Annotated in this window: 24 protein-coding genes and 1 tRNA gene; 4 read left to right on the plus strand and 21 right to left on the minus strand. The window is 63.2% G+C overall.

Annotated features, from left to right (window positions below; genetic code table 11):
- Positions 1–26 precede the first annotated feature (26 nt).
- On the plus strand, positions 27–656 hold the full coding sequence (locus XH98_RS32130; protein ID WP_271620993.1) for a TetR/AcrR family transcriptional regulator: 630 nt from the start codon (positions 27–29) through the stop codon (positions 654–656).
- A gap of 170 nt (positions 657–826) precedes the next feature.
- A complete protein-coding gene (locus XH98_RS32135; protein WP_271600486.1) occupies positions 827–1,072 on the plus strand; it encodes a hypothetical protein in 246 nt (81 codons plus the stop codon).
- Between the two features lie 90 nt (positions 1,073–1,162).
- Here XH98_RS32135 and XH98_RS32140 read toward each other — a convergent pair.
- The 7 genes from XH98_RS32140 to XH98_RS32170 form a co-directional block, all read right to left on the minus strand.
- A tRNA-Pro gene (locus tag XH98_RS32140) sits at positions 1,163–1,240 on the minus strand.
- 107 nt (positions 1,241–1,347) lie between these two features.
- Entirely contained in the window at positions 1,348–1,926 is a 579-nt protein-coding gene (locus tag XH98_RS32145; RefSeq protein WP_271600485.1) for a MerR family transcriptional regulator, read from the minus strand.
- A 25-nt stretch (positions 1,927–1,951) separates the two neighbouring features.
- Positions 1,952–2,293 carry an integration host factor subunit alpha gene (locus tag XH98_RS32150; RefSeq protein WP_018456841.1) on the minus strand — a complete coding sequence of 114 codons (342 nt, stop codon included), beginning with the start codon at positions 2,291–2,293 and terminating at the stop codon, positions 1,952–1,954.
- Positions 2,294–2,427: 134 nt separating this feature from the next.
- Positions 2,428–3,408, minus strand: a complete 981-nt coding sequence (locus XH98_RS32155; protein ID WP_271600484.1) for a beta-ketoacyl-ACP synthase III — start codon at positions 3,406–3,408, stop codon at positions 2,428–2,430.
- On the minus strand, positions 3,405–4,466 hold the full coding sequence (plsX, locus tag XH98_RS32160) for a phosphate acyltransferase PlsX (RefSeq protein WP_271600483.1): 1,062 nt from the start codon (positions 4,464–4,466) through the stop codon (positions 3,405–3,407). The genes XH98_RS32155 and plsX overlap by 4 nt, the downstream gene beginning before the upstream one ends.
- Positions 4,467–4,764: 298 nt before the next feature.
- A complete protein-coding gene (locus XH98_RS32165; RefSeq protein ID WP_271620994.1) occupies positions 4,765–5,346 on the minus strand; it encodes a YceD family protein in 582 nt (193 codons plus the stop codon).
- Positions 5,343–5,897 (minus strand): ubiquinol-cytochrome C chaperone family protein, encoded by a 555-nt coding sequence (locus XH98_RS32170; RefSeq protein ID WP_271620995.1) that lies wholly within the window; start codon positions 5,895–5,897, stop codon positions 5,343–5,345. The genes XH98_RS32165 and XH98_RS32170 overlap by 4 nt, the downstream gene beginning before the upstream one ends.
- Positions 5,898–5,995: 98 nt before the next feature.
- Between XH98_RS32170 and XH98_RS32175 the strand changes: the two genes are divergently transcribed.
- A complete protein-coding gene (locus tag XH98_RS32175) occupies positions 5,996–6,481 on the plus strand; it encodes an outer membrane protein assembly factor BamE (protein WP_220005319.1) in 486 nt (161 codons plus the stop codon).
- Between the two features lie 128 nt (positions 6,482–6,609).
- Positions 6,610–7,623, plus strand: coding sequence for a Bug family tripartite tricarboxylate transporter substrate binding protein (locus XH98_RS32180; RefSeq protein ID WP_271620996.1), 1,014 nt, complete (start codon positions 6,610–6,612; stop codon positions 7,621–7,623).
- Between the two features lie 278 nt (positions 7,624–7,901).
- Here the strand turns inward: XH98_RS32180 and XH98_RS32185 are convergent, their stop codons facing one another.
- The 14 genes from XH98_RS32185 to XH98_RS32250 all read right to left on the minus strand — a co-directional run bounded on the left by XH98_RS32185 (position 7,902) and on the right by XH98_RS32250 (position 24,246).
- Positions 7,902–9,092 carry an FIST N-terminal domain-containing protein gene (locus XH98_RS32185; protein ID WP_271620997.1) on the minus strand — a complete coding sequence of 397 codons (1,191 nt, stop codon included), beginning with the start codon at positions 9,090–9,092 and terminating at the stop codon, positions 7,902–7,904.
- Between the two features lie 113 nt (positions 9,093–9,205).
- Positions 9,206–10,261: an alpha/beta fold hydrolase gene (locus tag XH98_RS32190; RefSeq protein WP_271600582.1), complete on the minus strand. Its 1,056-nt coding sequence runs from the start codon at positions 10,259–10,261 to the stop codon at positions 9,206–9,208.
- 23 nt (positions 10,262–10,284) lie between these two features.
- On the minus strand, positions 10,285–11,934 hold the full coding sequence (locus XH98_RS32195) for a flavin-containing monooxygenase (protein WP_271600478.1): 1,650 nt from the start codon (positions 11,932–11,934) through the stop codon (positions 10,285–10,287).
- Positions 11,935–12,068: 134 nt separating this feature from the next.
- Complete coding sequence (locus XH98_RS32200) at positions 12,069–12,956, minus strand: helix-turn-helix domain-containing protein (RefSeq protein ID WP_271620998.1); 888 nt, start codon at positions 12,954–12,956, stop codon at positions 12,069–12,071.
- Positions 12,957–13,318: 362 nt separating this feature from the next.
- Positions 13,319–13,591 (minus strand): acyl carrier protein, encoded by a 273-nt coding sequence (locus XH98_RS32205; RefSeq protein ID WP_271600476.1) that lies wholly within the window; start codon positions 13,589–13,591, stop codon positions 13,319–13,321.
- A complete protein-coding gene (locus XH98_RS32210; protein WP_271600475.1) occupies positions 13,588–15,066 on the minus strand; it encodes a hypothetical protein in 1,479 nt (492 codons plus the stop codon). The genes XH98_RS32205 and XH98_RS32210 overlap by 4 nt, the downstream gene beginning before the upstream one ends.
- A gap of 35 nt (positions 15,067–15,101) precedes the next feature.
- Positions 15,102–16,652 carry an amino acid adenylation domain-containing protein gene (locus XH98_RS32215; protein ID WP_271620999.1) on the minus strand — a complete coding sequence of 517 codons (1,551 nt, stop codon included), beginning with the start codon at positions 16,650–16,652 and terminating at the stop codon, positions 15,102–15,104.
- Between the two features lie 2 nt (positions 16,653–16,654).
- On the minus strand, positions 16,655–18,001 hold the full coding sequence (locus tag XH98_RS32220) for a class I SAM-dependent methyltransferase (protein ID WP_271621000.1): 1,347 nt from the start codon (positions 17,999–18,001) through the stop codon (positions 16,655–16,657).
- 148 nt (positions 18,002–18,149) lie between these two features.
- Complete coding sequence (locus XH98_RS32225; protein ID WP_271600472.1) at positions 18,150–20,270, minus strand: sodium-translocating pyrophosphatase; 2,121 nt, start codon at positions 20,268–20,270, stop codon at positions 18,150–18,152.
- 252 nt (positions 20,271–20,522) lie between these two features.
- Entirely contained in the window at positions 20,523–21,131 is a 609-nt protein-coding gene (locus XH98_RS32230; protein ID WP_271621001.1) for a hypothetical protein, read from the minus strand.
- A gap of 245 nt (positions 21,132–21,376) precedes the next feature.
- Positions 21,377–22,366 carry a thiamine-phosphate kinase gene (gene thiL / locus XH98_RS32235; RefSeq protein WP_271600470.1) on the minus strand — a complete coding sequence of 330 codons (990 nt, stop codon included), beginning with the start codon at positions 22,364–22,366 and terminating at the stop codon, positions 21,377–21,379.
- A 174-nt stretch (positions 22,367–22,540) separates the two neighbouring features.
- Positions 22,541–23,053 (minus strand): transcription antitermination factor NusB, encoded by a 513-nt coding sequence (nusB, locus tag XH98_RS32240; protein WP_271600469.1) that lies wholly within the window; start codon positions 23,051–23,053, stop codon positions 22,541–22,543.
- A 3-nt stretch (positions 23,054–23,056) separates the two neighbouring features.
- Positions 23,057–23,548, minus strand: coding sequence for a 6,7-dimethyl-8-ribityllumazine synthase (gene ribH, locus XH98_RS32245; protein WP_271621002.1), 492 nt, complete (start codon positions 23,546–23,548; stop codon positions 23,057–23,059).
- A gap of 89 nt (positions 23,549–23,637) precedes the next feature.
- The gene (locus XH98_RS32250) at positions 23,638–24,246 is read right to left on the minus strand and encodes a riboflavin synthase (protein ID WP_271600468.1); all 609 of its coding nucleotides are present in this window, start codon (positions 24,244–24,246) and stop codon (positions 23,638–23,640) included.
- Between the last annotated feature and the right edge of the window lies 1 nt (position 24,247).

A 24,247-nucleotide genomic window follows, 5' to 3' on the forward strand; every position in this document is an offset into this window, starting at 1 on the left:
CCTACTCGCATTCAGATCACAAGCCCGTGGGCCGCAAGCCGCCGACGAAACCTCGAAAAAGCGCTTCGCAGCAGCGATCCCGCGCCACGGTCGATGCGCTGGTCGAGGCGACCGCTCGCATTCTGGTCAAGGACGGTTTCGAGAAGACCAGCACCAACCGCATCGCCGAAATCGCCGGCGTCAGCATCGGCTCGCTCTATCAATATTTCCCGAGCAAGGAGGCGCTCGTCGCCGCCGTGATCGATCGTCACAACGAGGAGATCATGGCGATCGTCCGTGCAGCGCTCATCGAGGTTGCCGATATGCCGATCGGGAAAGCCGTGCGCCGCCTCGTCACCGTTGCGATCGAAGCGCACCGCATCAACCCCAAACTGCATCGCGTGCTCGCCGAGCAGATCCCGCGCGCGGGCAAGCTCGACGTCGAAGCCTTCAACCGCGAGGTCCACACCCTCATGCGCGCCTATCTCGACAACCACCGCAAGGAGATGCGCAGGATCGACCTCGATATCGCGACCTTCATCTGCGTCAGCACCATCGAAGCCGTCGCGCACAACACGGTGCTGAACCAGGCCGAGACGCTGCCGGACCGGATCGTGCGGACGCTGGTGGATGAGACGACGCGGATGGTGGTGGGATATCTGCGGCCGCCCGCCTAGCTAGATCAGCCCCGGCGCCGGACGTCATTGAACCGAGGCCGCGATCGATTCGCGGGCGACCGGGACGGCACGCCGCACCCCGTTACCGAACTGTCGCGATTCAAGAACCCGTGCGCATGCCACGCAAGGGATTGAATCCCGCGCGAAAGGTAATTACCTGATAAAATCAGATGATTAAGTCACCAGAATGGAAGGCGATCGCCATCGCGGCGACGGTTGCGGGCATCTCGATGTCGCTTTTGGCCGTCGACGCAGCGCTGGACCTGAACGTCGGTGGGCTGACCAAACGCCTGGAGAGTGCGCAAGCTTCCATCGTGGACACGATGGGGCAATATCAGCTCGCGTTCGCCGTTCCGACCTGGGCTCTTGGCAAGCCTGCTGCGGACCAGCCGTGTCCGCGCGACCGATGCCGATGACCAACCGCTGACGTCGGATTGTTCGGAGCACAGGAGATCGCTTGCCGATCCCGCGATCGCGCAAGCATTTTGGCCCTTCTCTGAAGAAAATGGTCGGAGCGAGAGGATTTGAACCTCCGACCCCTAGTCTCCCAGACTAGTGCGCTAACCGGGCTGCGCCACGCTCCGAACGTCGTTCCATTAGCTAGGATCGGCGCGATGCGCAAGGCGAGCCGCAGCATTTTGGTGTCGTGCCCAAAGCCCCGGAACTGCCCACAAAGCCGAGGAAAAGCCTGTCAGCCGTCCTTCAGCGCCTGATCTAGCATGTCCCGGCAGGCCACGAGGTCGGCGAGCACCCGACCCAGCCGTTCCCGGTCCAGCGCGCTGGGCCCCGCCGGCGCGGCGGGCGTGCCGCCCTTGCGGAAGGTGGTGAGGATTTCCTCGTCGTCGACCTCGGTGAAGCGGAAGTCGATGCCCTCCTCCTCGTCACCCTGATAGTCGTCATCGTCGGCATCGGTGATGCCCTTGATGGGCGGCTCCTCGTCCGGCTCCATCAGGCTGGCGCCGATGGCGTCCTCGATCGCCCCGAACGAGACTGCGGCTGCGCCGTCGGCCAGGCCCTGCACCGATTTGACACCGTGCTCCTTCAGGATCCGCTGTACCCCGCGAATGGTGTAGCCCTCGCCGTAAAGCAGGCGGCGGATGCCCTTGAGCAGGTCGACATCGTCTGGGCGATAATAGCGGCGGCCGCCGCTGCGCTTCATCGGCTTGATCTGGGAGAAGCGGGTCTCCCAGAACCGCAGCACGTGCTGCGGAATATCGAGTTCCTGCGCTACTTCGCTGATGGTTCGGAACGCATCCGGCGCCTTGTCCAAATGCCAATCCTTATCCGTTGGGCGGTTACGCCTCGGGTTGAGCCTTGCTGGCATCGCCGTTGGTGCGGTGCTGGGCGTTGATCCGCTGCTTCAGGATCGCCGACGGCTTGAACACCATCACCCGCCGCGGCGAGATCGGCACCTCGGTGCCGGTCTTCGGATTACGGCCGATACGCTGGCCCTTCTTGCGGACCATGAAGGAGCCGAACGAGGACAGCTTCACCGTCTCGCCCTTTTCAAGGCAATCGGTGATCTCCTTCAGCACGAGTTCCACGAAGGCAGACGATTCCGTCCGCGATAGGCCCACCTTCTGGTAGACGGCCTCGCAGAGATCCACACGCGTTACGGTTTTGCTTTGATCGGTCATCGCCCTGCCCCACATCACGGCGAACAATTGTTGTCTGAAATTATGAGCTTACGATACGCCGGTCAACACCGCTCATCAATGCAAACGCATCGATATTAGGCGCAGATTCCGGCAAAACTTTATCTGATGTGGCTTTACCAGCGCACCAGCGCGGAGCCCCAGGTGAAGCCGCCGCCCATGGCTTCCAGGAGAACCATGTCGCCGCGCTTGATGCGGCCATCCTTGCGCGCCACCGCCAGCGCCAGCGGTATTGAGGCTGCCGAGGTGTTGCCGTGGCGGTCGACCGTCAACACCACCTTCTCCGGCGCGATATGGAGCTTGTGGGCGGAGGCATCGATGATTCGCTTGTTGGCCTGGTGCGGCACGAACCAGTCGATGCTGTCGGCATTGAGCCCGGTTGCCTGGAAGGCGTCGACGATCACGTCGGTGATCATGCCGACCGCGTGCTTGAAGACCTCGCGGCCCTCCATGCGGAGGTGACCGACCGTCTGGGTCGAGGACGGCCCGCCGTCGACGAACAGCTTGGCCTTGTGCCGGCCGTCGGAGCGCAGATGCGTCGTCACCACGCCACGGTCGGTGGCAGCCTTGCCCGGCTGCTCCTGCGCCTCCAGCACGACCGCGCCGGCGCCGTCGCCGAACAGCACGCAGGTGCCGCGGTCGTTCCAGTCGAGGATGCGCGAGAAGGTCTCGGCGCCGATCACCAGCGCGCGCTTGTAGGCGCCGGTGCGCAGGAAATTGTCGGCGGTCGCAAGCGCAAATACGAAGCCCGAGCACACCGCCTGCAGGTCGAAGGCCGCGCCGTGGTTGATGCCAAGCGCGTGCTGGACGGCGACGGCCGTTGCGGGGAAGGTGTTGTCAGGTGTCGAGGTCGCGAGCACGATCAGCTCGATCGACTGCGCATCCACGCCGGCATCGGCGAGCGCGGCCTGCGCCGCCTTGATCGCAAGATGCGAGGTGAATTCGCCCTCGGCCGCAATGTGCCGTTCGCGAATACCGGTGCGCTGCACGATCCATTCGTCGGACGTGTCGATACGCGCCGCCAATTGGGCGTTGGTCACCACCTGCTCCGGCAAATAAGAGCCGCAGCCGAGCACGACCGAACGAATCTGAGTCACGAAACAGCCTCCTGCGCGGTCTGCACGGAATTGAGTGCACCACCCTCGCGGTTGAGCATCTGATTGATCTTGTTCAGGAGATCGTAGTGAGCCATCTCATAGCCAACATCGATCGCATAGGCAAAGCCTTCGGCGTTGATTCCGCCGTGGCTCTTGACCACCAGTCCGTTGAGACCCAGCAACACGCCGCCATTCGACTTGTTCGGGTCCATCTTGTCGCGCAGGGCCTGGAAGGCATTGCGGGCAAACAGATAGCCGAGCTTGGCCAGCCAGCTCCGCTGAATCTCGTGACGGAGTAAGTCCGCCATCTGGCGCGCGGTTCCTTCGGCGGCCTTGAGCGCGATATTGCCGCTGTAGCCCTCGGTCACGATCACATCGGCCATGCCCTTGCCGATGCCGTCCCCCTCGACGAAGCCGATATATTCGAGTTCCGGCAGGTCCATCGCGCGCAGCATTTCAGCGGCCTCGCGGATCTCCTCATGCCCCTTGATCTCCTCGGTCCCGATATTGAGCAGGCCGACCGTGGGGCGCTTCTTGTCGAACACCACGCTCACCATGGCTGCGCCCATCACCGCGAGCGCCACCAGATGGCGCGCATCGCCGCCGATGGTGGCGCCGAGATCGAGCACGACAGTCTGGCCGCGCGTGGTCGGCCATATCGCTGAAATGGCCGGGCGATCGATGCCAGGCAGCGTGCGCAGATGGAACCGGGCCATCGCCATCAGCGCGCCGGTGTTGCCGGCGGAGACCGCGACATCGGCCTCCCCCTTCTTCACCGCATCGATGGCGAGCCACATCGAGGAGGTTTTGCGGCCGCGCCGCAGGGCTTGGCTCGGTTTGTCCGAGCCGCTGACGGCAACGTCGGTGTGAATGATCCTCGAGACGGCCTTGAGCTGCGGATGCCGGTCGAGCTCGGGCTCGATCCTGGCGCGGTCCCCGACCAGCAGGAATTCGGTGTCCCGATGCCTCGCGAGGGAAATGGCTGCGCCTGGAATGACCACGGCAGCGCCGTCGTCGCCCCCCATGGCGTCCAGCGCGATGCGAACCTTGCTTGGCATAAAAGTCCCGGAAAACCTGGTCTGGTACGGTCCTGAACGGACGGGCCGCAAAATGGGTTCGCCATGGACATGGCGACCGGCCAAGCGCCACGCCGCACCCGGACCGGGGCGCGACAATAGCGTTTTGTTATCCCGAAACAACCTCTTGCCCCCAGCCTTTTGGACTAAGGGCGATCTGATGGCGGGCGCTCGAATTCACAGAAATATCATAATAATCAAATGGATGTTGCGGACTTTCAAACCGGTCCGGCAAGGACCTCACACGACGCAGGACAGCGGTCTTACGGGGAATGCCCAGCTATTTGCCCTTCTTCTTGCCCTGCTTGTTGTCCTGGAGCGCCTTCAGCGCCGCGAACGGATGGTCCTCGGGATCAGGCGCGGCGACCTCTGCCTCAAACACGGCACCCGGCTTGCGGGGGTATGGATCGATCGCCAGGAACAGCGCATCGGTCGCAATCCGGCCGAGGTCGATGATGCCGTTGACGATCGCCTCGGGCGGATCGGCGACATCAGGCGGCCCCTCGTCGTCCTGCCCTTCCTCGATCAGATCCTCCAGCCGCCGCGTCTCGGCCTCCGGGGCAAAGGTCAGATCGACCTCCTCGTCAATCTCGCTCTCGATCGGATCGAGCGTGACCACGCAGTTCTGACCGATCCGGGCGCGCACCCGGCCCGTGACCTGGACCCGGCCGCCGCTCTTCGGCTCGACGTCGAAATCGGCATGGGCCGACAGAACGTCGCGCAGCCCCGCGACATCGGCCATGGCCTGGCGTTCCGCCGCCGAGGCTTCGAGCTCACGGTGAAGCCCCGTATCGGGAATTTGCGCCACTGTTATGGGTGAACGCCAGGGATCGGGCCCGGACCCGGTCATCGATCGGTTCATGACGTCTCATCCTCCCGAAGCGGCGCGCGAAATTTGAAGGAGCCTTGCAACAGGGCGGAATCGCCGGCCTGGCCGAGATCGGCATAAGCCGCCGCCGCGTAGCCGGCGAGCCGCCGCGCCTGATCCAGCCCTGAGCCATTCAAGATATTCTTGCAGATCGCCTGCGCCAGCGCCTCCGTGCCTGCCTCGATCGCCTGGTCGTAAGCCTGGACGCGGCCGTAAAAGGCCTCGCCGAAGGCCCTCATCCGCTTCGGAACGGACTGGTCGCCCACGCCCATCTCGCGCAGATTGTCGTCCATATCCTCGCAAAAGCGGTCGAACAGGGCCTGCGACAACTCCGCACCGCCCTGGACGACAGCCCGCAGCCGCCGCAGCAACAGCCAGAGGTGCAGGAGTAACAGGTCGAAACGGCCGTTAACCGTATCAGGCACGCCCAAGTCCCGGTAAAATATGGGTTCTCGCGCCTGCGTCACGATCATGCCATAGATGGCTTCAATGGTGCCGGCCGGGGCGAGCCGGGGTTTCCTGAAGTGATTGAACGGCCAAAGCATTGTGGTTTCCGCAAGCGGGCGCGCGCGAGTTGCATTCAGACGCCCAGCCCGGTACTTCAGCGCCTCGCGCGACGCAAGGGGACGGAATCAGTTCCGCTATGACGATAACGAACCAGACCAGCCTGCGCGCAACCCGGCGGCGCGGCCTTAACGCATGCTGGCGCGGCCTGCGCATGCTCGCGGCCGTGACCCTGGTTGGCGCCGCGCTCGCAGGCTGCACCGGCGAGCAGTTCCAGAAGGGCTACATCCTGCCGCCGGGTGCGCTCGAGCAGATTCCGATCGGCGCGAGCCAGGACCAGGTGCTGATCGTGATGGGCACCCCCTCCACCGTCGCGACCCTGGACGGTGAAGTGTTCTATTATATCTCGCAGCGCTCGGAGCGCCCCGTCGCCTTCATGAATCAGAAGGTGGTCGACCAGCGCGTGATCGCGATCTATTTCGACAAGAACCGGCGCGTGCGCCGGCTTGCGAATTACGGCCTGCAGGACGGCAAGATCTTCGACTCCATCAGCCGGACCACGCCGACCTCGGGCCAGGAGATGAGCTACCTCACGCCGCTGTTCAAGCTGCTCAGCTTCAACTGAGATCGAGCTGATCTGTCCGCCTGCGGCGTCGTGACGCTCTCCGCACGACGCGCATCGTCGCCCGCGACTTGCCGTTGCGCACCAGGTTCCCTACGCTCCCAGCAAAACAAGAAGCCGGGAGTGGATTCGTGCCCAAGAGACTTCAGAACAGATTGTTGTCCCGTCGTCGCGTGCTTGCGGGGGCCGCGGGCCTCTCGGCCGCAGCGATCCTGCCGCGATCCAGCCTCGCCGACTGGAAGCCGACCGAGAACGTCCGCATCATCGTGCCGGCCGCGGCCGGCGGGTCGACCGACGTGATGGGCCGGCTCCTGGCTGCGCATCTGCAAACCGCCTGGGGCCAATCGGCCGTGGTGGAAAACCGCTCCGGCGGCGGCGGCACCATCGGGACCGCCGAGGCCGTGCGCGCCAAGCCGGATGGTCACACCATCCTGATCGGCAACCCCGGCCCGAACGCGATCGCCTACAGCATCTTCAAAAACCTCACCTACAAGCCGGACCAGCTCCAGCCGGTCTCCAACATGATCCGGATCCCCAACATCGTGTCGGCGCATCCGAAGACCGGCATCAAGTCGGTTTCTGAGCTGATCGCCTATCTGAAGGCCAATCCGGACAAGCTGAGCTACGCCTCATCAGGCGTCGGCCAGAGCCCCCACCTCACCGGCGCCTGGTTCCTCCAGCTCACCGGGCTGAAGATGACGCACATTCCGTTCCGCGGCGCCGGCCCCGCGCTCCAGGCCGCGCTCGCCGGTGACATCCAGGTCCTGTTCGACAATCTCTATCCGAGCCTGCCGCAGGTGCAGAACGGCACGCTCAACGGCCTCTGCGTCACCACGACAGAACGCAGCGAGCTCGCACCAAACTTGCCGACCATGCGCGAGAGCGCGCCGGAGCTTGCGAATTTCGACGTGTCGTCCTGGTTCGCGGTGTTTCTGCCGAAAGGCGTGCCTGCGCCCGTGCTCGAGGCGCTCAATCTCCAGGTCAAGGCGATGCTGGAGCGCGACGACATCAGGAAGAACATCGCCGCCATGGGGGCGCGCGCCGACTACGGCACGCCGCAGCAGTTCGCGGACTTCGTGGAGGCCGAGACGAAGAAATTCGCCGGCATCATCCAGAAGGAAGGGTTGCAGATGGACGTGCAGTGACGCTTCGCTGCGCTCGTAATGACGGGATGAGAGATATCGCCGACCGAACAAAAGCGCCACGGGGTTTTGTCTCGTGTGGTTTGCGCCGCTCAGTGCGCCAACACGCCCCCTCCGACAAAAAGTGAAAAACAACCCCATGCACAGTAGAGGCACCTCGCAGCCTGGCACGGTGTCCATGCGATCAAACTATTGCCGCGTCGAGGAAATGTGCGGCAAGGTTGACCAACGCGCAGAAATCGCCCAGCAATTGCAGTTCGAGGTCAGGAAATATTCGTATTTTACGAATTTCCATTGACGCGTCGGGCAAAACAGCGTTCCTGCTTCGCACGGGGCGTGCCGATCGCCACACCGGTGAGCGTCCCGTTTATGTGCATCGGGCCATACAGTTCACCATAGGTATTGCATCCAAACACGCGATGGGCCCGGTACAGTTCGGACATGTCGCGATCGCATTGATGCTCGACGCCCAAGCGCCTCTGAACGGACTCGAAACCGATGTAGAGAGAGACCTCCCCGATTTCTTCCTGGATTTGCGCGAAAAGATCGCTGGTCGGATCGATCGGGTCACGCAGCGAGGCCACTGTAAACACGAGGCCTTTGTCAATAGCGGCGGCAAAATGTAGCGTGCCGTCCGCATCGACCCGGCGTATCGAGCGCGCGTAATACGCATCGCCGATCCGTACGAGCACTGGATGGGATGCAAATGCAGTCACATCCAGTACGCCGCCGGCGAGGCCGGCCATGCGAGAATACTCGGCTGCTGCGGGCTCGGCATTCAATTCGCTGACAGTGCGTCGATCTGGATCAGCCTCCGTTACGACCATCTTTTCCGTGCTGGGCTCGCAAGTGTCGCAAGAGAAGATGAGGAACGGCAGCGACGTCCTAAACACAAGGAGCACCGCCGCATCTGTATGGGCGCGGCCCCCGAAGTAGACCCAGCTACGCTCAAATCGCAGGCCATCTGCGGCCGAGCCGCCAACCAACGGGATATGATCAAGCGAGGCATGCACCGCGGCCAATACGACTTCTTCCCGCTGGCACATGCCATCGATGAGCAAGAGCCCGAAACAGCGCTCGCCATCGGCATTGCCGTCTTGTCGGAAGAAGCGATGCCGAATATCTGGGCCAATAGTGCTGTTGTCTTCGATGCGAAAATCCGAGAGCCCCAGGATGGGGTGAGCAGTCACGTCGAAGTCGGCAGCGCTGAAGGCGAGCGCGACGATGCTGTTTTCATCCCATCCGTTCAGCGCAATCTCGCCGGCGGTCGTGCAACCGAAGACTGGCGTGCCAATGAAGCGGGCTGTCATTTCGGCCGCAAACCGTTGCGGGTCGTAACAAGGCGAAACAAACACGAGAACCGCTGCAAGCCCACTGGCCGGGAGAACGCTTGCCAGTTCCGCCGCCGCACCCGCGGGGGTAGACGCTTTCGTCTCGACCGCTACAACACCAGACGGGCATCGATTGAGCATCGGAGTGAGAAGCCTGACTGCTGAAGCGCGATGAATTCCGATTGAATCATCATCGCGCTTTGGTTCTCTGATTGAGCTTGATCCCTTCGAACGGCGGCTACGAATGCGACCGTTCAGTTTACTCGTGTGGCAAGCAACTCGTGCAGGTTAGCGTCGAGCTGTGCGAGCATCTGCGGATCGGTGCCGAATAGACCCAGGTGCCCGTCGATGCTGGCCAGCGGGCGGAACTCGCTTCCCGGAATGAGCCGCTGCTCGGCCTCGCAATCGGCCGGCGGGAAGAACATGTCGTGACTGATCGGCATCACAAATGTCTTCGCCTTTATACGCCCGAGAGCAGCAGCAAGGTCGCCCTCGGCGTTGCGACTGACGTCGCCGCGCTGCCACTTCCACGCCATGGACAGCAGATTGTTCGGGTCCATCGGCGCGAAGTATCCGGTCATAAAGGTGTCGACAAAGGCCTCCACGGTTTCGAAACCCAGCGCCTTGTGCCTGTTGGCGCGGAAGAAGTCGGTGCTCCAACCCATCACGGTCCAGAGCTTCGCCTGTCGCTTGAGGCCCGCGGCAACGTCGGCCGGCGAGTCGTAGCGTCCTTCGCGGAAGCCCGGATCGGTCGTGATTGCCTCATTCAGTGTCTCTGCGAAGAGGAAGTCGTGCTCGGTATTCTTCGCCGTACCGGCGATCGGCGCCGCGCGCTTGACGAATTCCGGATAGCGCACGGCCCACTCGTAGGTCTGCTGCGCGCCCATCGAGCCGCCGACCACGAGTGCCAGGCTCTTAAGCCCGAAGTTTTCGGTCAACAGCCGATGCTGGGCGCGAACGTCGTCGGCGATGCGGATCTTTGGGAAATTTGGTCCAGCCATCGCCCCACTGGCGTTGTGCGGCGATGTCGACAATCCGCTGCCGATCTGGTTGACCACGATGATGAAGTACTTCGCAGGATCGAGCGCCCGGCCCGCGCCGATATAGGCCTGCTCCATGATCTTGCTCGTGCCCGAATACCAGGTGGGAACGAGAATGGCGTTATCCTTCGCAGCGTTGAGCGCGCCGTGTGTAGCGACGGCGAGTTTGCAGTTGGGAATGGTGCCGCCATCCTCGAGCGGCAGGTCGCCGATGTCGATCATCTCGTAGGGGCCGTGGCCTTCAGGCCCGTAATAGGGATTGTTGCTCATTTGAATTTTCCTTCGGACTGGAGTCAGTTCATCGCGAGACCGGGATAGCCGTTGGCGGCCAGCTCGTCGCATTGTCTGTTGTAGTTGCCGACGCCTCCGATATAGGACAACAGCCGGCGCGGCTTGCCGTCGACGTTGGAGCCCATGTACCAAGAGTCGGTTTTGATCACGAGCGTCGCGGCAGCGGTGTCGTCATGGTGCTTCACCCAATTGTCCTCGAACTCCCGCGTGGCCTCGATGGTTTGCTTGCCTTGCGTTCGCGCGTAGCCGATGCAGTCGGTGATCCAGTCAACTTGCTGCTGCAGACAAGTGGTCATGTTGCAGAGTGCCGCTGAAGGTGCGAGCGGCGCGCCTGTCGTAAACAAGTTCGGATAGCCATGGACCTGGAGGCCCATGGCGGTACGAATCTCCTGCTTCCATTGTTCCTTCAGCGAACGACCGTCGCGGCCGCGGAAGTCGATCCGGCTCAGCGCGCCGGATCCGGCGTCGAAACCGACAGCGAGGATAATGACGTCGACTTCGTGAACCTTACCGTCGGAGGTTTGGATACCCTCCGGTACGATGCACTCGATCGGCGTGGACCGGCAGTCGATTGCTTCGACGTTGTCCTGCAGATAGACCTCGAGATAGCCGTTCTCGAGCGGCACGCGATGCGTGCCGAAGCCATAGTCAGAAGGGATCAGGAGGTTGCACAGTTTCGGGTCGTTGCGCAGGCGCTCACGCATCTTGCCCCGTACGAAGTCGGACACGACGGCGCTGACCGATTCGTCGAAGAACATCTCCGGGAAGGTCGCGAGCCACATCGATAGCGAGCCTTCTTTCCAGAACTTTTCCAGCACTTCCGTGCGCTCTCCGGGCGTCAGCTCCGCCCAGGGACGGTTCTCGAAGTCGTAATGGAAGCCGGCGAAGGTCGAACGGACGCGCTTCTTCAGGTCGTGGAATTGACTGGCCCAAACGTCCCATTCGGCCTGGCTGTATCGCGGATTTTTCATCGGCACCACGTATTGCGGCGTCCGCACGAAGATCTTCATTTCGGCCACGTCTGAGGCGATGGTCTGGATGACCTGGATGCCGGTCGCACCGGTGCCGACCACCGCGACGCGCTTACCTTTGAGATCGACGCCGGCCTTCGGCCATCGTCCCGTATGGTGGATCTCACCTCGGAACGTCGACTGGCCGGGAAAGCGGTCGACGAGCGGGGCCGAGAGCATGCCGCAACAGGCGAGGACGTACTGAGTGTCGATCTTCTCGCCAGCGTCCGTCGTGACCGTCCAGCGGCCGTCCTTCTCGCGATAGTGCGCTGAGGCGATGCGGCTGTTGAATTGAATGTCCTTTTTCAAGTCGAGGTGATCCGCGACGAAGTTCAGCCAGCGTTCGGTCTCCGGCTGCGCGGGAAATCGTTCGCTCGGCTTCCAGGCCCTGTACAGATCTTCGGAGAACCAATATTGGTAGACCTCGACCTGGGAGTCGAAGCGCGCCCCCGGATAGCGATTCCAGTACCAGGTGCCCCCCACCCCCGATGCCGTATCGTAGGCGCGGACGTTCAGTCCCATTTCGCGCAGGCGATACAACTGATAGAGACCGGCGATACCGGCGCCAATGACCAGCGCGTCCAACCGCGTTGTCGGTGCGTCCGCACGCGACGCATGTGTCGGCTCCAACAAGGTGCCCATAACGTTTCCCCTCTTTTGTATCGGCCGCTTGAGCGACCGAATGACCATTCGGCGTGGGGAGGAACGTTAGAAGCGACGTGCAGCCTCGTCTTGAATGAACCGGTGAGTCTGTTGAAGGATCAGGTGAAGGAGCGCTAGCGAGAGCTGTCGTCCCTCAGGGCGGCCGGCGTCCGCCCCAGCCGTGCGCGCATGACGCGTGTCAAATGGGCCTGATCGGCGAAGCCACATTCCGACGCGATCGCCTTCAGCGGCAATCGACCAAGAGCCAGCATCTGCTGCGCTTTTTCGAGCCGGCGATCGACGACGTATTGGTGGGGGCTACTCTGAAACGAGGCGCGAAAGCGTTTCCCGAACGTCCATACGCCCATCGAGGCGACTTCGGCGAGTTCCTCGAGCGAGAGCGCCTGATCGATTCGGGCCTCGATGTAGTCGACGATGCGCTTGCGTGTTGCCGGCGGCAGCTCGCCCCTGCCCGACTTGTCGACAAACTGAACCGATGCAAAGTTGCGAAGCAGATTGACGACAAGCTGCGTGCTCAACGCGTCGACGTATAACGCACCGCCGATGCCCTTGCCGCCGGCTTCGCGAGATATGGCCTCGACGACTTCGGTCACGATCGAGCTTTGCGTGCGCAATATGTCGTGTAGCCGCACCGCAGCGATCGGTCGCTCGAGGACGTCGGCAGCCACGCGGGAAACCACGGCGTCCGAGAGATAAACATGCGAGACCTCAATCTGCTCGGTCCAGTGCCAGTGTGAGGCCTGCGAGCGCGTCAACAGCGAAACATCCCCCGGGTGACACTCAGTCCGGGTCCAGCGCCCCTCGAAACGCCGCTCCATCATAGTGCTGCCGCGCCTGTAAGAGACGATCATGAAATCGGCCATCGCGGGCACTGGGACGTCGAGACCACGATAGCGGTAAGTCCGCAGCTCAACACCCTTCCAGCCTTGACCGGTACTGCAGCGCAGCAGCTCGCCCGGTACCCACCGCGGAAGTTCTTCCGGTCGAATGAGCAGTGCCATGGGATTTTTCCATCGTCGCGGACTGACGGGCACCTGTACGAACTATTGTCAACAGCGGGTTTGTACGTGTCAAGCCGCCCTGAATGGGCGTGGCGCGCGCTCGCTGTATCCTCTGCACCGGGCGAGCCAACTTCAACGGCATGTGCACAAGCAGTTGCGGCAGATCCTTCCGGTTTTGGAAAGCAGCAATAGGCAGGAGACCTGCAGGCTTGAAACGCGACCAGGATATTGAGGTGACGGTGCTGGACTGTACCGCAATTCCCGTAATTCCGGCTTCATCCAGAAGGAGGGATTGCAGATAGACGTGCGGTACTCGGGTGGTCAACGCTGTGCCGCACCTCCGACCTGTTTCCGGTCAGGTCTTAGGCAGGCTCGGCCGACGGCTGCTGCACCAGAGCGGCAATCGCCGAAATCGAGTCCAGGCGCGTCAGGTCGAAACCGATGTCGGAGAAATTGATCCCGTAATCGGTCTCGATGCTCATGATCAGCTCGACCGCGTCGAGGGAATCGAGACGCCCGCTGGTGAACAGCAGATCGTCGTCACTGAGCGGCGACATATCGCCCTTCATGATGAGGCGCTGCGTGATGTAGTGCCGCATCCGCGATCTGACTTCAGGGCGCTCTGTCGTGGTCATGTCGTGACTCCCAGGAGATAGAACAGGAATTCGGCGCGTTGCCAGAGCGAGTGCTCACGGTCCAACGGTGCATCAAAGATGTGGATGAGACAGAAGAAGCCGGAGACCCACAGGCAAGGCAGCAAGCGGCCGCGCAGCCACCCTCTCGGGGCCGGCTGCGGTACGCGGCGCATCTGCGAGAGCCCCACGCTGACAGCCAGGACGAACGTGTAGAACGCGTGGGATTGTTCGCCGACCACGGCGCGCCAAAGCCCCATCTCACCGACGAAGTGAATGTCGCGAATGAAATGGAACAGCAAATTGCCGATGCAGGCCGCAGCAAAGGTGGCGAAGAACATGCGAAGCCGGCGATGGCCGCGGAAACAGCGCACGAAGGTCGGGTAGAAGAAGTGATCGACCAGCAATTCCTTGTAGTAGAAGTAATAGCGGTTCCAGAACTCGGCGAGCGTCGCCGACTGCAGGGGACGATAGGTGTTGCGCAACAGCCGAAAGCCGGCAAGCCGCGCCGTTGCGACGATGACGCCGCCGAACACGGTCATGCTCAGCAGGTCGTCGACAAAAAAGACCACAACGCTTGCCCACCCCACCAGGCGTGGCTGCGGATGACCGGCGAGATATTGCAGCAGATTGTCGTCGAACATCGGAAGCCGCAACTGACCCTGGACGAGTTCGCCGAAGCAGATCTTGCCGATCGCCAGGATCAGGACCCAGGCCGCAAGCTTGACGCCCTTGAGCTGCGTGACCGCGAGCTCCTCCGGCGTCTTGGCCTCGAAACGACGAAGATAGGACAGTCCCTTCCCGAACGGGGTCAGCGTTGCTCCCCAGAAGGGATGAAAGACGCCGAGGTGCTGCCACACCGGAACTCGCTCCTTGGCCGCGTCGACCAGACCGTAGGCGAGGAACCACAGATATGGCTGGAACGTCATCAGGAACGACCAGAGCAGAACACGCGGCGTGCCGGCCGTGAAACTGGCCTGCGTTACGACAACAAGCGCCAGGAAAGCGACCAACAGGCCGAGCGTCGGGCGGCGGAGCACGATGGCTCCCGCCCCCTGCATGGCCAGCAATACGGAGAACAGCGCGAACGTTACGGCCACCATGGCCGCCGACACCAATGGCTGATCGATCCGGTCCGCGACGCCTTCGTCGATTGCGAGCCGGGCGAGAAACGTGCGGTCGACCAGGAAGCCGCTGCGCCAAAGCAGGAGCAAGGTCGCGAGAAAAATCAGGAGGCGCCGGTATCGCCCGGCGTAGGCGCAGGCCAGCGCCAGACCGGCGGCCGAGAAGTCGATGCCGATCTGCCAGAACAGCAGCGCCAGCAGCCCGACCCCGCAGCAAAGCAACACGCGTCCATGCGCTTCCTGCACACCCGCCACAAGCGTCGGGTCACGATCGATTTGAGGGATCAGCCGCCACGACGGCTTCGCGAGCACACCCGTGGCCGCACCATCATAGGGCTGGCTCTCGACGCTCATCGGACAACGCGCGTGGACGCTGCGGGCTGTGGCATCTACGAGGCCCTTGCGACGGCTTCACCAAGCAGTGACGCCACCGAACGCCGGTCTGCCTTGCCATTGGCGTTGACGGGAATGTGTTCCAGCCAGATGAACCTGCCCGGCACCATGTAGGCGGGAAGATGCGCGGCGCAGTGCTGGCGCAGCTCGCTCTCCGGCAGTCTTGCACCCGCATAGGCAGCCAGCAGCCGGCTTGCACCGCCGGCATCCTGAAGCACCACGGCGAGCGCGCGCGTGACGCCCTTGCACGCGACGAGGGCGTGATCGATCTCCTCGAGCTCGACCCGGTAGCCCCGAAGCTTGACCTGATTGTCGGCCCGGCCACGAAAGCGGAGCACACCGGATCCAGCTTCGGCCTCGACGAGATCACCGCTGCGATAAAGGATCGATCGATAGCCCTGGATCAACGGATCCTGACGGAAGCGGCGGGCCGTCTCTTGCGGATTGTTGATGTAGCCGAGCGCAACGCCCGGACCTCCGAGCCACAGCTCGCCCGCGGTGCCCGCGGGAACCGGCTTCATGTCCTCGTCCAGAATCCGGTAGCTGAAATTGGGATTGAGCCGTCCCAGCGGAGCCAACCCGTCGGAGGTGTCAAAGGTGGATTCGACGATCTCGAAACCGCTACAGATGCAGCTTGTTTCGGTTGGGCCGTAGCAATTGATCAGCTTCGCCTTGCCGGCAAACGCGTCGTAGAACCGGCGAAGCCGCGCCAGCGGAAATCCCTCGCCGCCGAACATGAACCGGCTGACGCTCGGCAGCCAATCGGGACTCAGCAGGTGCATGGAGTCCAGGAACATGAACAGCGTCGGCACTGCGAAGAAGAACGTGCACTGATGCTTCGTGATCTCCGACACCAGCTCCGCGGGCGGACGTCCCTTCAGCGCGTCGAGCGCAACGATCGCCGCGCCGTTGAGCAATCCGGCATAGATATCGAAGACCGAATTATCGAAGTAAATCGGATTGACGTTCGTCAGCCGGTCGCCGGGTCCGATGCCAAGATCGTGCTTGGCCCAATCGATCAGGTGCAGCACTCCTTGATGGGGGATGACCACGCCTTTCGGCTCACCGGTCGACCCCGACGTGAACATCACGTAGGCGGGATCAACCCCGGTGATCACAGCGGTTTGCGGCAGGTTCGAATCGTCAAGGCGCGACACGGCATCGCGCAGGGCCGCGCGGGCATCGGCGTCGCCGATCAATGCGCGGCTGCCAACTCCCTCGCGCACGCTGACGATCAGCGCCGGGCGGCATCGCTCCAGCATCAGTCGGGCGCGCTCCGCGGGAGCGACCGGATCCAGGAACGCGTACGGCGCTCCGATCTTGATGCAAGCCATGGCGAGCGCATAGGCTTCGACCATCTTCGGCAGCTCGAGACAGATGACGGCGCCCTTGTCCACGCCCTGCGATGTCAGCCATCGCGCCAGCCGGTTTGCGAACTTGTTGAGCTCGGCAAAGGTGAGGCTGTCGCCTTCGCAGATCAGGGCGACGGCCTCCGGCGAGGCCGCGGCAACCGCTTCGAAATGCAGCGCCAGATTATGGGCGACCATCGCTATGCCTCGACCCGCTCATGGTTGGCAGCATCATCAGGCACGATCGACGGCGCCGGCATGATGTCGGCAAAATCGCGCTGGCTCAGTGCAATCACGGCCGCAGGCAATGTCTCCTGGCGGAATTGCCCTCGCAACGCATCGCTGAGCTCCATGCCGAGTTGCTGGAGGAACGCCGCGGCCATCGGGTCGGTCGCCAACGCCCTCCCCGCCCTGATCCAGGGTTCCGTTTGCGGCGCGAGGTCACGGCTCTTGCCGCGCGCAGAAGCAGCCTCGGGATCGACACGCAGCACCGCATCGTACCGATACCGGGTCAGCTCGTAGCTCGATCCGCGCTTGAGCTGGATCTCGGCTACCGAAATCTGCGGGATGAATTCGGGGATGCCTTTAAAGTACTCGGGGTGGATCACCAGTTCGCGATCCTGGGCGATCGCCAGCATGATCTTGCGCTCCAGCGATGCCGGGGTGACACCCGACGGGGCTTTTGCGGATTGAACCTCACGGTGAAAGACCGGCAAGAGCTCGAGGTTGCGAACATCGCCGACGAAGATGTGGCCACCAGGAGCCACCAGCTTGACGGCCTGCTCCAGGACCGTGTGCAGATATTCGATGCCGGGGAAGTACTGCACGACGGAGTTGATCACCACCGCATCGAAAGATTGCGGCGACAAGCCGCTGATATCAGTGGCCTCCCGCTCGTGAAATTCGACATGCCGAAGCTCGGCCTTCGACTGCGCGAACGCGCGCAATCGGTGAACAGCGACCGGTGAGAGATCGGTCCCGCAATACACCTCACACCCAGGCGCGAGCCTTTCGACGAGCAACCCAACCCCGCACCCGACCTCCAATATCCGCCTCGCACCGAGAGAGCGAATACGCTCGATCGTGCAATCCAGCCAATCGATCATCTCGGTTTCGGGAATGGGCTTGTTGGTGAAATTGCTGGTCCAGCCCACGAACGACGGCGCGACACTGTCAGGGCCATGGCGGTACACCTGATCGAAAGCCCGACGCCATTGCGTCACCCTGCGATCGGTTTCGGCCTGAAGGTGTTTCGACTTGCCTGCGCTCAGGCGGTCAGGAGCAACGGCCGCGAACGCGACCTTGAAGGAGCGGCCATCGGCGCTCTCCTCGGCGCAGATGACAGCATCCGTCACGTCCGGATGCGCCGTCAGTGCACGCTCAATCTCGTTCATTGGGGGTGCACGCAACCGAACCTCCTCTTGCAGCCAGCCGCCAGGGCAACGAGCGCCGGAACATGTTGAGAGCGCATCGCGCCGTAGACGGGATGAGAGGACCCAAACGTGCGTGCTACGGAAATTCGCTAAAATGCCGCCAAAGCCTCGCAAGATTCTAGAATGCAGCGGGTTAAGCAACCTTAAAGACGAGAGCTCTGGAACCGGCCGCTTAACAGGCGGACGCCTGGCCCCTCGCCCCAAAACAAAACCCCCGCAGCCTGCGCCGCGGGGGTCACCGTCTTCAGGCCAGTTTCGTGGTTCAGTGCGCCAGGATCGCCAGCAGCAGGAGGGCCACGATGTTGGTGATCTTGATCATCGGGTTCACCGCGGGACCCGCGGTGTCCTTGTAGGGATCGCCGACGGTGTCGCCGGTCACGGCCGACTTGTGGGCATCAGAGCCCTTGCCGCCGAAGTGGCCGTCCTCGATGTACTTCTTGGCGTTGTCCCAGGCGCCGCCGCCCGAGGTCATCGAGATCGCGACGAACAGGCCCGTCACGATCACGCCGAGCAGCATGGCGCCGACGGCCGAGAATGCCGCCGACTTGCCGGCGGGGCCGCCGCCCGCGATCGCGTAAATCACGAAGTAGACGACGATCGGCGACAGCACCGGCAGCAGCGAGGGGATGATCATTTCCTTGATCGCCGCGCGCGTCAGCAGGTCGACCGCCTTGCCGTAGTCGGGCTTGTCGGTGCCCTGCATGATGCCGGGCTTCTCGCGGAACTGGCGCCGCACCTCCTCGACGATCGCGCCGGCCGCACGCCCCACAGCGGTCATGCCCATTGCGCCGAACAGATACGGCAGCAGGCCGCCGAACAACAGGCCGACCACGACGTAAGGATTGTTCAGCGAGAAGTCCGGATTGACACCGGCGAAATAGGTGTGGTGCGCGCTGTCTGCAACGAAGAACTTGAGGTCCTGGTTGTAGGCCGCGAACAGGACGAGAGCGCCAAGACCGGCGGAGCCGATCGCGTAGCCCTTCGTCACCGCCTTGGTCGTGTTGCCGACCGCATCGAGCGCATCGGTCGACTTGCGCACCTCCTTCGGCAGGCCCGCCATCTCGGCGATGCCGCCGGCGTTGTCGGTCACCGGACCGAACGCATCGAGCGCGACGATCATGCCGGCCAGTGCCAGCATGGTGGCGGTCGCGATCGCGATGCCGAACAAGCCGGCGAGGCTATAGGTGACCAGGATGCCGGCGATGATGACGATCGCGGGCAGCGCGGTCGCTTCCATCGAGACGGCGAGGCCCTGGATCACGTTGGTGCCGTGACCGGTCACCGAGGCCTGGGCGATCGACTTCACCGGACGATAGTCCGTGCCGGTGTAGTATTCGGTGATCCAGATGATCAGCGCGGTGACGACGAGGCCAACCACGCCGCATTCGAACAGCGCCATGCCGGTGTAGTCGACGCCCTCGAGCTTGCCGAAGCCGATCAAATAATAGATCACCACGGCGATGCCGATCAGCGACAGGATGCCGGTTGCGATCAGGCCCTTGTACAGCGCGCCCATGATCGACTGGCTCGGCCCGAGCTTGACGAAGAACGTGCCGATGATCGAGGTGATGATGCAGATGCCGCCGATGGCGAGCGGCAGCGTCATCATGTTGGCGAGGATCGGCGTCTTGGCGAAGAAGATCGCAGCCAGCACCATGGTGGCGACCGCGGTCACCGCATAGGTCTCGAACAGGTCGGCCGCCATGCCGGCGCAGTCGCCGACATTGTCGCCGACATTGTCGGCGATGGTCGCCGGATTGCGCGGATCATCCTCCGGGATGCCCGCTTCGACCTTGCCGACGAGATCGCCGCCGACGTCGGCACCCTTGGTGAAGATGCCGCCGCCGAGACGGGCGAAGATCGAGATCAGCGAGGCGCCGAAGCCGAGCGCCACCATGGCGTCGACCACGGTGCGGCTGTCGGGCGCGAGCTTCAGCGAATGGGTCAGGAAGCCGAAATACAGGGTCACACCGAGCAGTGCGAGACCGGCCACCAGAAGTCCGGTGATCGCGCCCGCCTTGAAGGCGAGCTCGAGGCCGCCGGCGAGCGACGTCGTCGCGGCCTGGGCGGTGCGCACATTGGCGCGGACCGAGACGTTCATGCCGATGAAGCCGGCGGCTCCCGACAGGATGGCGCCGATGGCAAAACCGATCGCGACATAAAGGCCGAGGAAATAGGCGAGCAGCACGAAGATGACGATGCCGACGATGCCGATCGTGGTGTACTGGCGCCGGAGATAGGCCTGTGCGCCTTCACGCACGGCTCCCGCGATCTCCTGCATGCGCGGCGACCCCGCATCCGCACTCAACACCGAAGACGTCGCCCAAATCGCGTAGACGACGGAAAGCACTCCGCAGAGCACTATCAACCATAATGCTGTCATTTGATTTTTGCCTCAGATCCTTGATGTACGACCCCCGGCGCCTTTTGTTGTCCGTCGTGCGGTGCGGCGCCTTGATTTTGAACAAAGCCGCCCGCAGGCGGCTTTAGTCGGCCACAACCTTGCCAAAATCAAATTGAGGGTGCAACGCCGTATAGGTGCGAAAAAGCCGATCTCGGCAAGTATTTAGACCTAGTCCCGAGCGCCAGGCCGGCAGCTCCGATGCAGCCGGCCGCTACGTTTGGCAGGCTTGGCCTAAGCTGCCGCCCCCACGGGATGCCGGGATGAAGACGCCAATTCCCACGTCTGCCCGTCAGCACTTGTGCGTCGGTTGAAGATTTTGACCTCGTAGACGCTGTCGCTCGCGCCGGCCTCCAGCGTCACCGAGATGACCTGGTCGAGCGTGAGGACACCGAGCGGCACTTCCTGATCGGGCAGGATCAGCGTCGCCTGCTCGCCGATGAACACGATCACAAGATGGCCTTTCGCCATGTTGCTCTTCGCCAGCACGCGCAACTGGCTGTGATAAGGCTGCCGCGTCCAGGCCGATGGCAGGTCAGGATCGACCACGACCTGGATGTTGTTGGTCTTGGGGTGCACCGTCAGCACCATCTTCGCCTGGTCGGGCTTCCAGTGCATGGGCAGCGCCGGCGTGGTCTTCCAGAGACAATCGAACGCCGCGCACTCGCCTGGCCTGCTGTCATGGATGGCGCAGCCGAGGGTAGGCTCGCAATGTGAGCACCACGTGCCGGCAGGCTTGCCGAACGCGACAACGTTGTAGACCTTGCAGCAGAGCGTGCAGCTTCCGCACGCGCGCTCCTGAGCAGCCGGCGCCGCGCCCGCCCCCGAAATGACCGCCGTCATCGAAACATATCCATCAGCCGCCCATCTCTCGGCGCTGATACATCCGCAGGCTTTCGCGGGGATTGCGGGAGGCTGGCCTTACGCGGCCGATCTCCCGGGGTAGCGGGACGTGGATCCGACCTCGATCGTTTGGCCGTCCGGCATCCGAATCAAGCCCGTCCGTTGCGGTTGCCGATATTGCCCTGATATCGCGAAAAACGGAGAGCCTGCGCTCGTATCCCGGCGAACCACGGGCCTGTCCGGGCCTAGAAATGGCTGTAGGACAATCGCCGCAGCGTGATCTCGCGGCCTTGTGCGTCGATCCATTGCGGCGCCCCCTGGCCGGCAAGGATGGTACCGATCATCGTGACCTGGACCCCGGCCTGCTCAGCCGCCCGCGAGAAGGCTGCGCTGCGTCCTTCCGGAACCGCGCACAGGATCTCATAGTCGTCGCCTCCCGACACCAGCTTCTCGAACCCGACCGCGGAGACCGCGATGGCGGCAGCCGGTGACGCCGGGACCTGGTGCGCATTGACCACGGCACTGACGCCAGAGGCGGTACAGAGCTTGGCAAGATCGCCTGCCAGACCATCGGACACGTCCATTGCCGCGCTCGCATAGTCGCGCACGATGCTCGCCAGCGCATTGCGCGGCCGTGGAACGCGATAGCGATCGACCAGATAGTCCCGAGCAGCCGGGTCCGTCAGCGCAGCGGCGGCCACACCGCCCGTGAGCACATCGAGGCCGAGGGCGGCATCGCCGATCGTCCCTGTCACAAAGATAAGGTCACCCGGACTTGCGCCGGTGCGTCCAACCATCCGCCCTTTCGGCACGCGACCGAAGGCGGTGATCGAGATCATCTGCGGTCCCGGCGTCGACACCGTGTCGCCGCCGAGCAGCGGACACGCAAAGCTCTTGGCGTCCTCGCCGAGAGCATCCGCGAACGGTCTCAGCCAGGCATCCTCCTTGCTGCGCAGCGCCAGCGTCAGCACGAAACCAGCAGGTGAAGCGCCCTTGGCGGCAAGATCGGACAGGTTCACCCGCAGCGCCTTGCGCGCGATGGTATCAGGGGGATCGGTGGCAAGATAATGCACACCTTCGACCACGGCGTCGGTGGTGACGACGAGGTCGTCGCCGGATGCGGACAGGATCGCTGCGTCATCGACCAGGGCGAGTGCACCCGGATCAGTCGCCAGCGGCTTGAAATAGCGCGCGATGAGGGAGTCTTCGGCGGAAGGTTTGTGCGACGTGGTCATCGCGTCAACCCCACACACAACTGTCATCGCCCGGCTTGACCGGGCGATCCAGTATTCCAGAGACGGTCATGTGAAATCGATAGGCCGCGGCGTACTGGATGCCCCGCCTTCGCGGGGCATGACACCGGAATATGGGGCAGCAGCATCGCATCAATTCACCGCCCTACGCCCGTCCTACCCCCGCCCGAACTCATCACCGCGAAACTGACGGCCGATCTGGTCGAGCACGGCATTGACCATGCCGGTCTCCTCGCGGTCGACGAAGGCGTTGGCGACGTCGACATATTCGGACACCACGACACGGCCCGGCACGTCCTTGCGATGCTGCAGCTCATAGGCCCCTGCCCGCAGCACCGCGCGCAGGATCGCCTCGATCCGCTTCAATGGCCAGCCCTTCGACAGCGCCTCGTCGATCAAGGGATCGAGCTTCTTCTGGTCGCGCACGACGCCGGAAACGACGTCGCGGAAGAATGCGGCTTCGGCCGGCAGATAAGTGTCACCTTCGACCTCGTTGCCGAGCCAGTGGCTCTCGAACTCGGCAAAGATGTCGTTGATGCCGGCGCCGGCGATGTCCATCTGGTACAGCGCCTGAACGGCCGCGAGCCGCGCCGCGCCGCGCCGGTTGGCTTTCTTCTCGGCGGGCGCACCCGGTTTCCTGATGTCAGCCGTTTTCTTAGGATCAGACATGGCTCAGGCCCGCGCCAGGCGGCGCTTGATGCGCAGCATCGCAAGCGCCGCGCGTGCGGCATCGCCGCCCTTGTTGAGCTCGCTGACGCGCGCCCGCGCCCAGGCCTGCTCCTCGTTGTTGACGGTGAGGATGCCGTTGCCGAGCGGCAGTTTTCGCGAAACCGCCAGATCCATCAGCGCGCGAGAGGATTCCTGCGAGACGATCTCGAAATGAATGGTGTCGCCGCGGATCACGCAGCCGAGCGCGATCACCGCGTCATAGGGCTTGCCGTTCGCCGCAGCCGCGTCGACTGCGATGGCGACCGCGGCCGGAATCTCCAGCGCGCCGGGAACCGTGATGATGTCATGGGTCAGCCCCGCCGCCTTCAGCTCCGCGACCGCGCCGTCCAGGAGCGCGTCCTGGAGATCGTCATAGAACCGTGCCTCGACGACAAGCGCCCGTGCGCCGGAAATGTCGGTCTGGTCCTTCAGGGGTGCGCGCCGCGCGTCAGCCATCGTTCAATCCGTTCTACTGGGGTCGGCGCGTTATGTAGTCACCGCGACCGCGTAAGCCAAGTTTTAAAGCGCAAATCCGGCTTCGCCGGTCACTTCATTTCCGTCAGCCGCGCCGCGTAGCGGGCCATCAAATCGACCTCGATATTGACTTCAGCGCCCACCTTCCAGCCGCCGATCGTCGTGACTTCGAGCGTATGCGGAATGATCAGCACCGAAAAGGTCGTATCCTCAACCGTATTGACCGTCAGCGAGACGCCGTCGAGCGTGATCGAACCTTTGGTGGCGATGAAACGCGCCAGCTCCCGCGTCGTCGAGAGCTCGAACCGCGCCATGTCGGGCAGGTCTTCGCGGCTGATGATGGTCGCAATCCCGTCGGCATGGCCGGCGACGATGTGGCCGCCGAGCTCGTCACCGATCTTGAGCGCACGCTCGAGATTGAGCTTGGTGCCGAGCTTCCAATGCTTCGCCGTCGTCAGCGCCAGCGTCTCGGCGGCAGCATCGACGTCGAACCAGGTTTTGCCGTCGGCGACACCGGAAGCGACCACGGTAAGGCAGACGCCGTTGTTGGCGATCGAGGCGCCATCGGCGATGGTGGTCTGGTCGTAGCTGCAGGCGATGCGCAGGCGGTGCAATTGCCCCTGCGCCACGGGCTTGAAGCTGACGATCTCGCCGATATCGGTGACAATGCCGGTGAACATG

This window comes from Bradyrhizobium sp. CCBAU 51745 (genome assembly GCF_028128715.1).
Lineage (GTDB): Bacteria > Pseudomonadota > Alphaproteobacteria > Rhizobiales > Xanthobacteraceae > Bradyrhizobium > Bradyrhizobium manausense.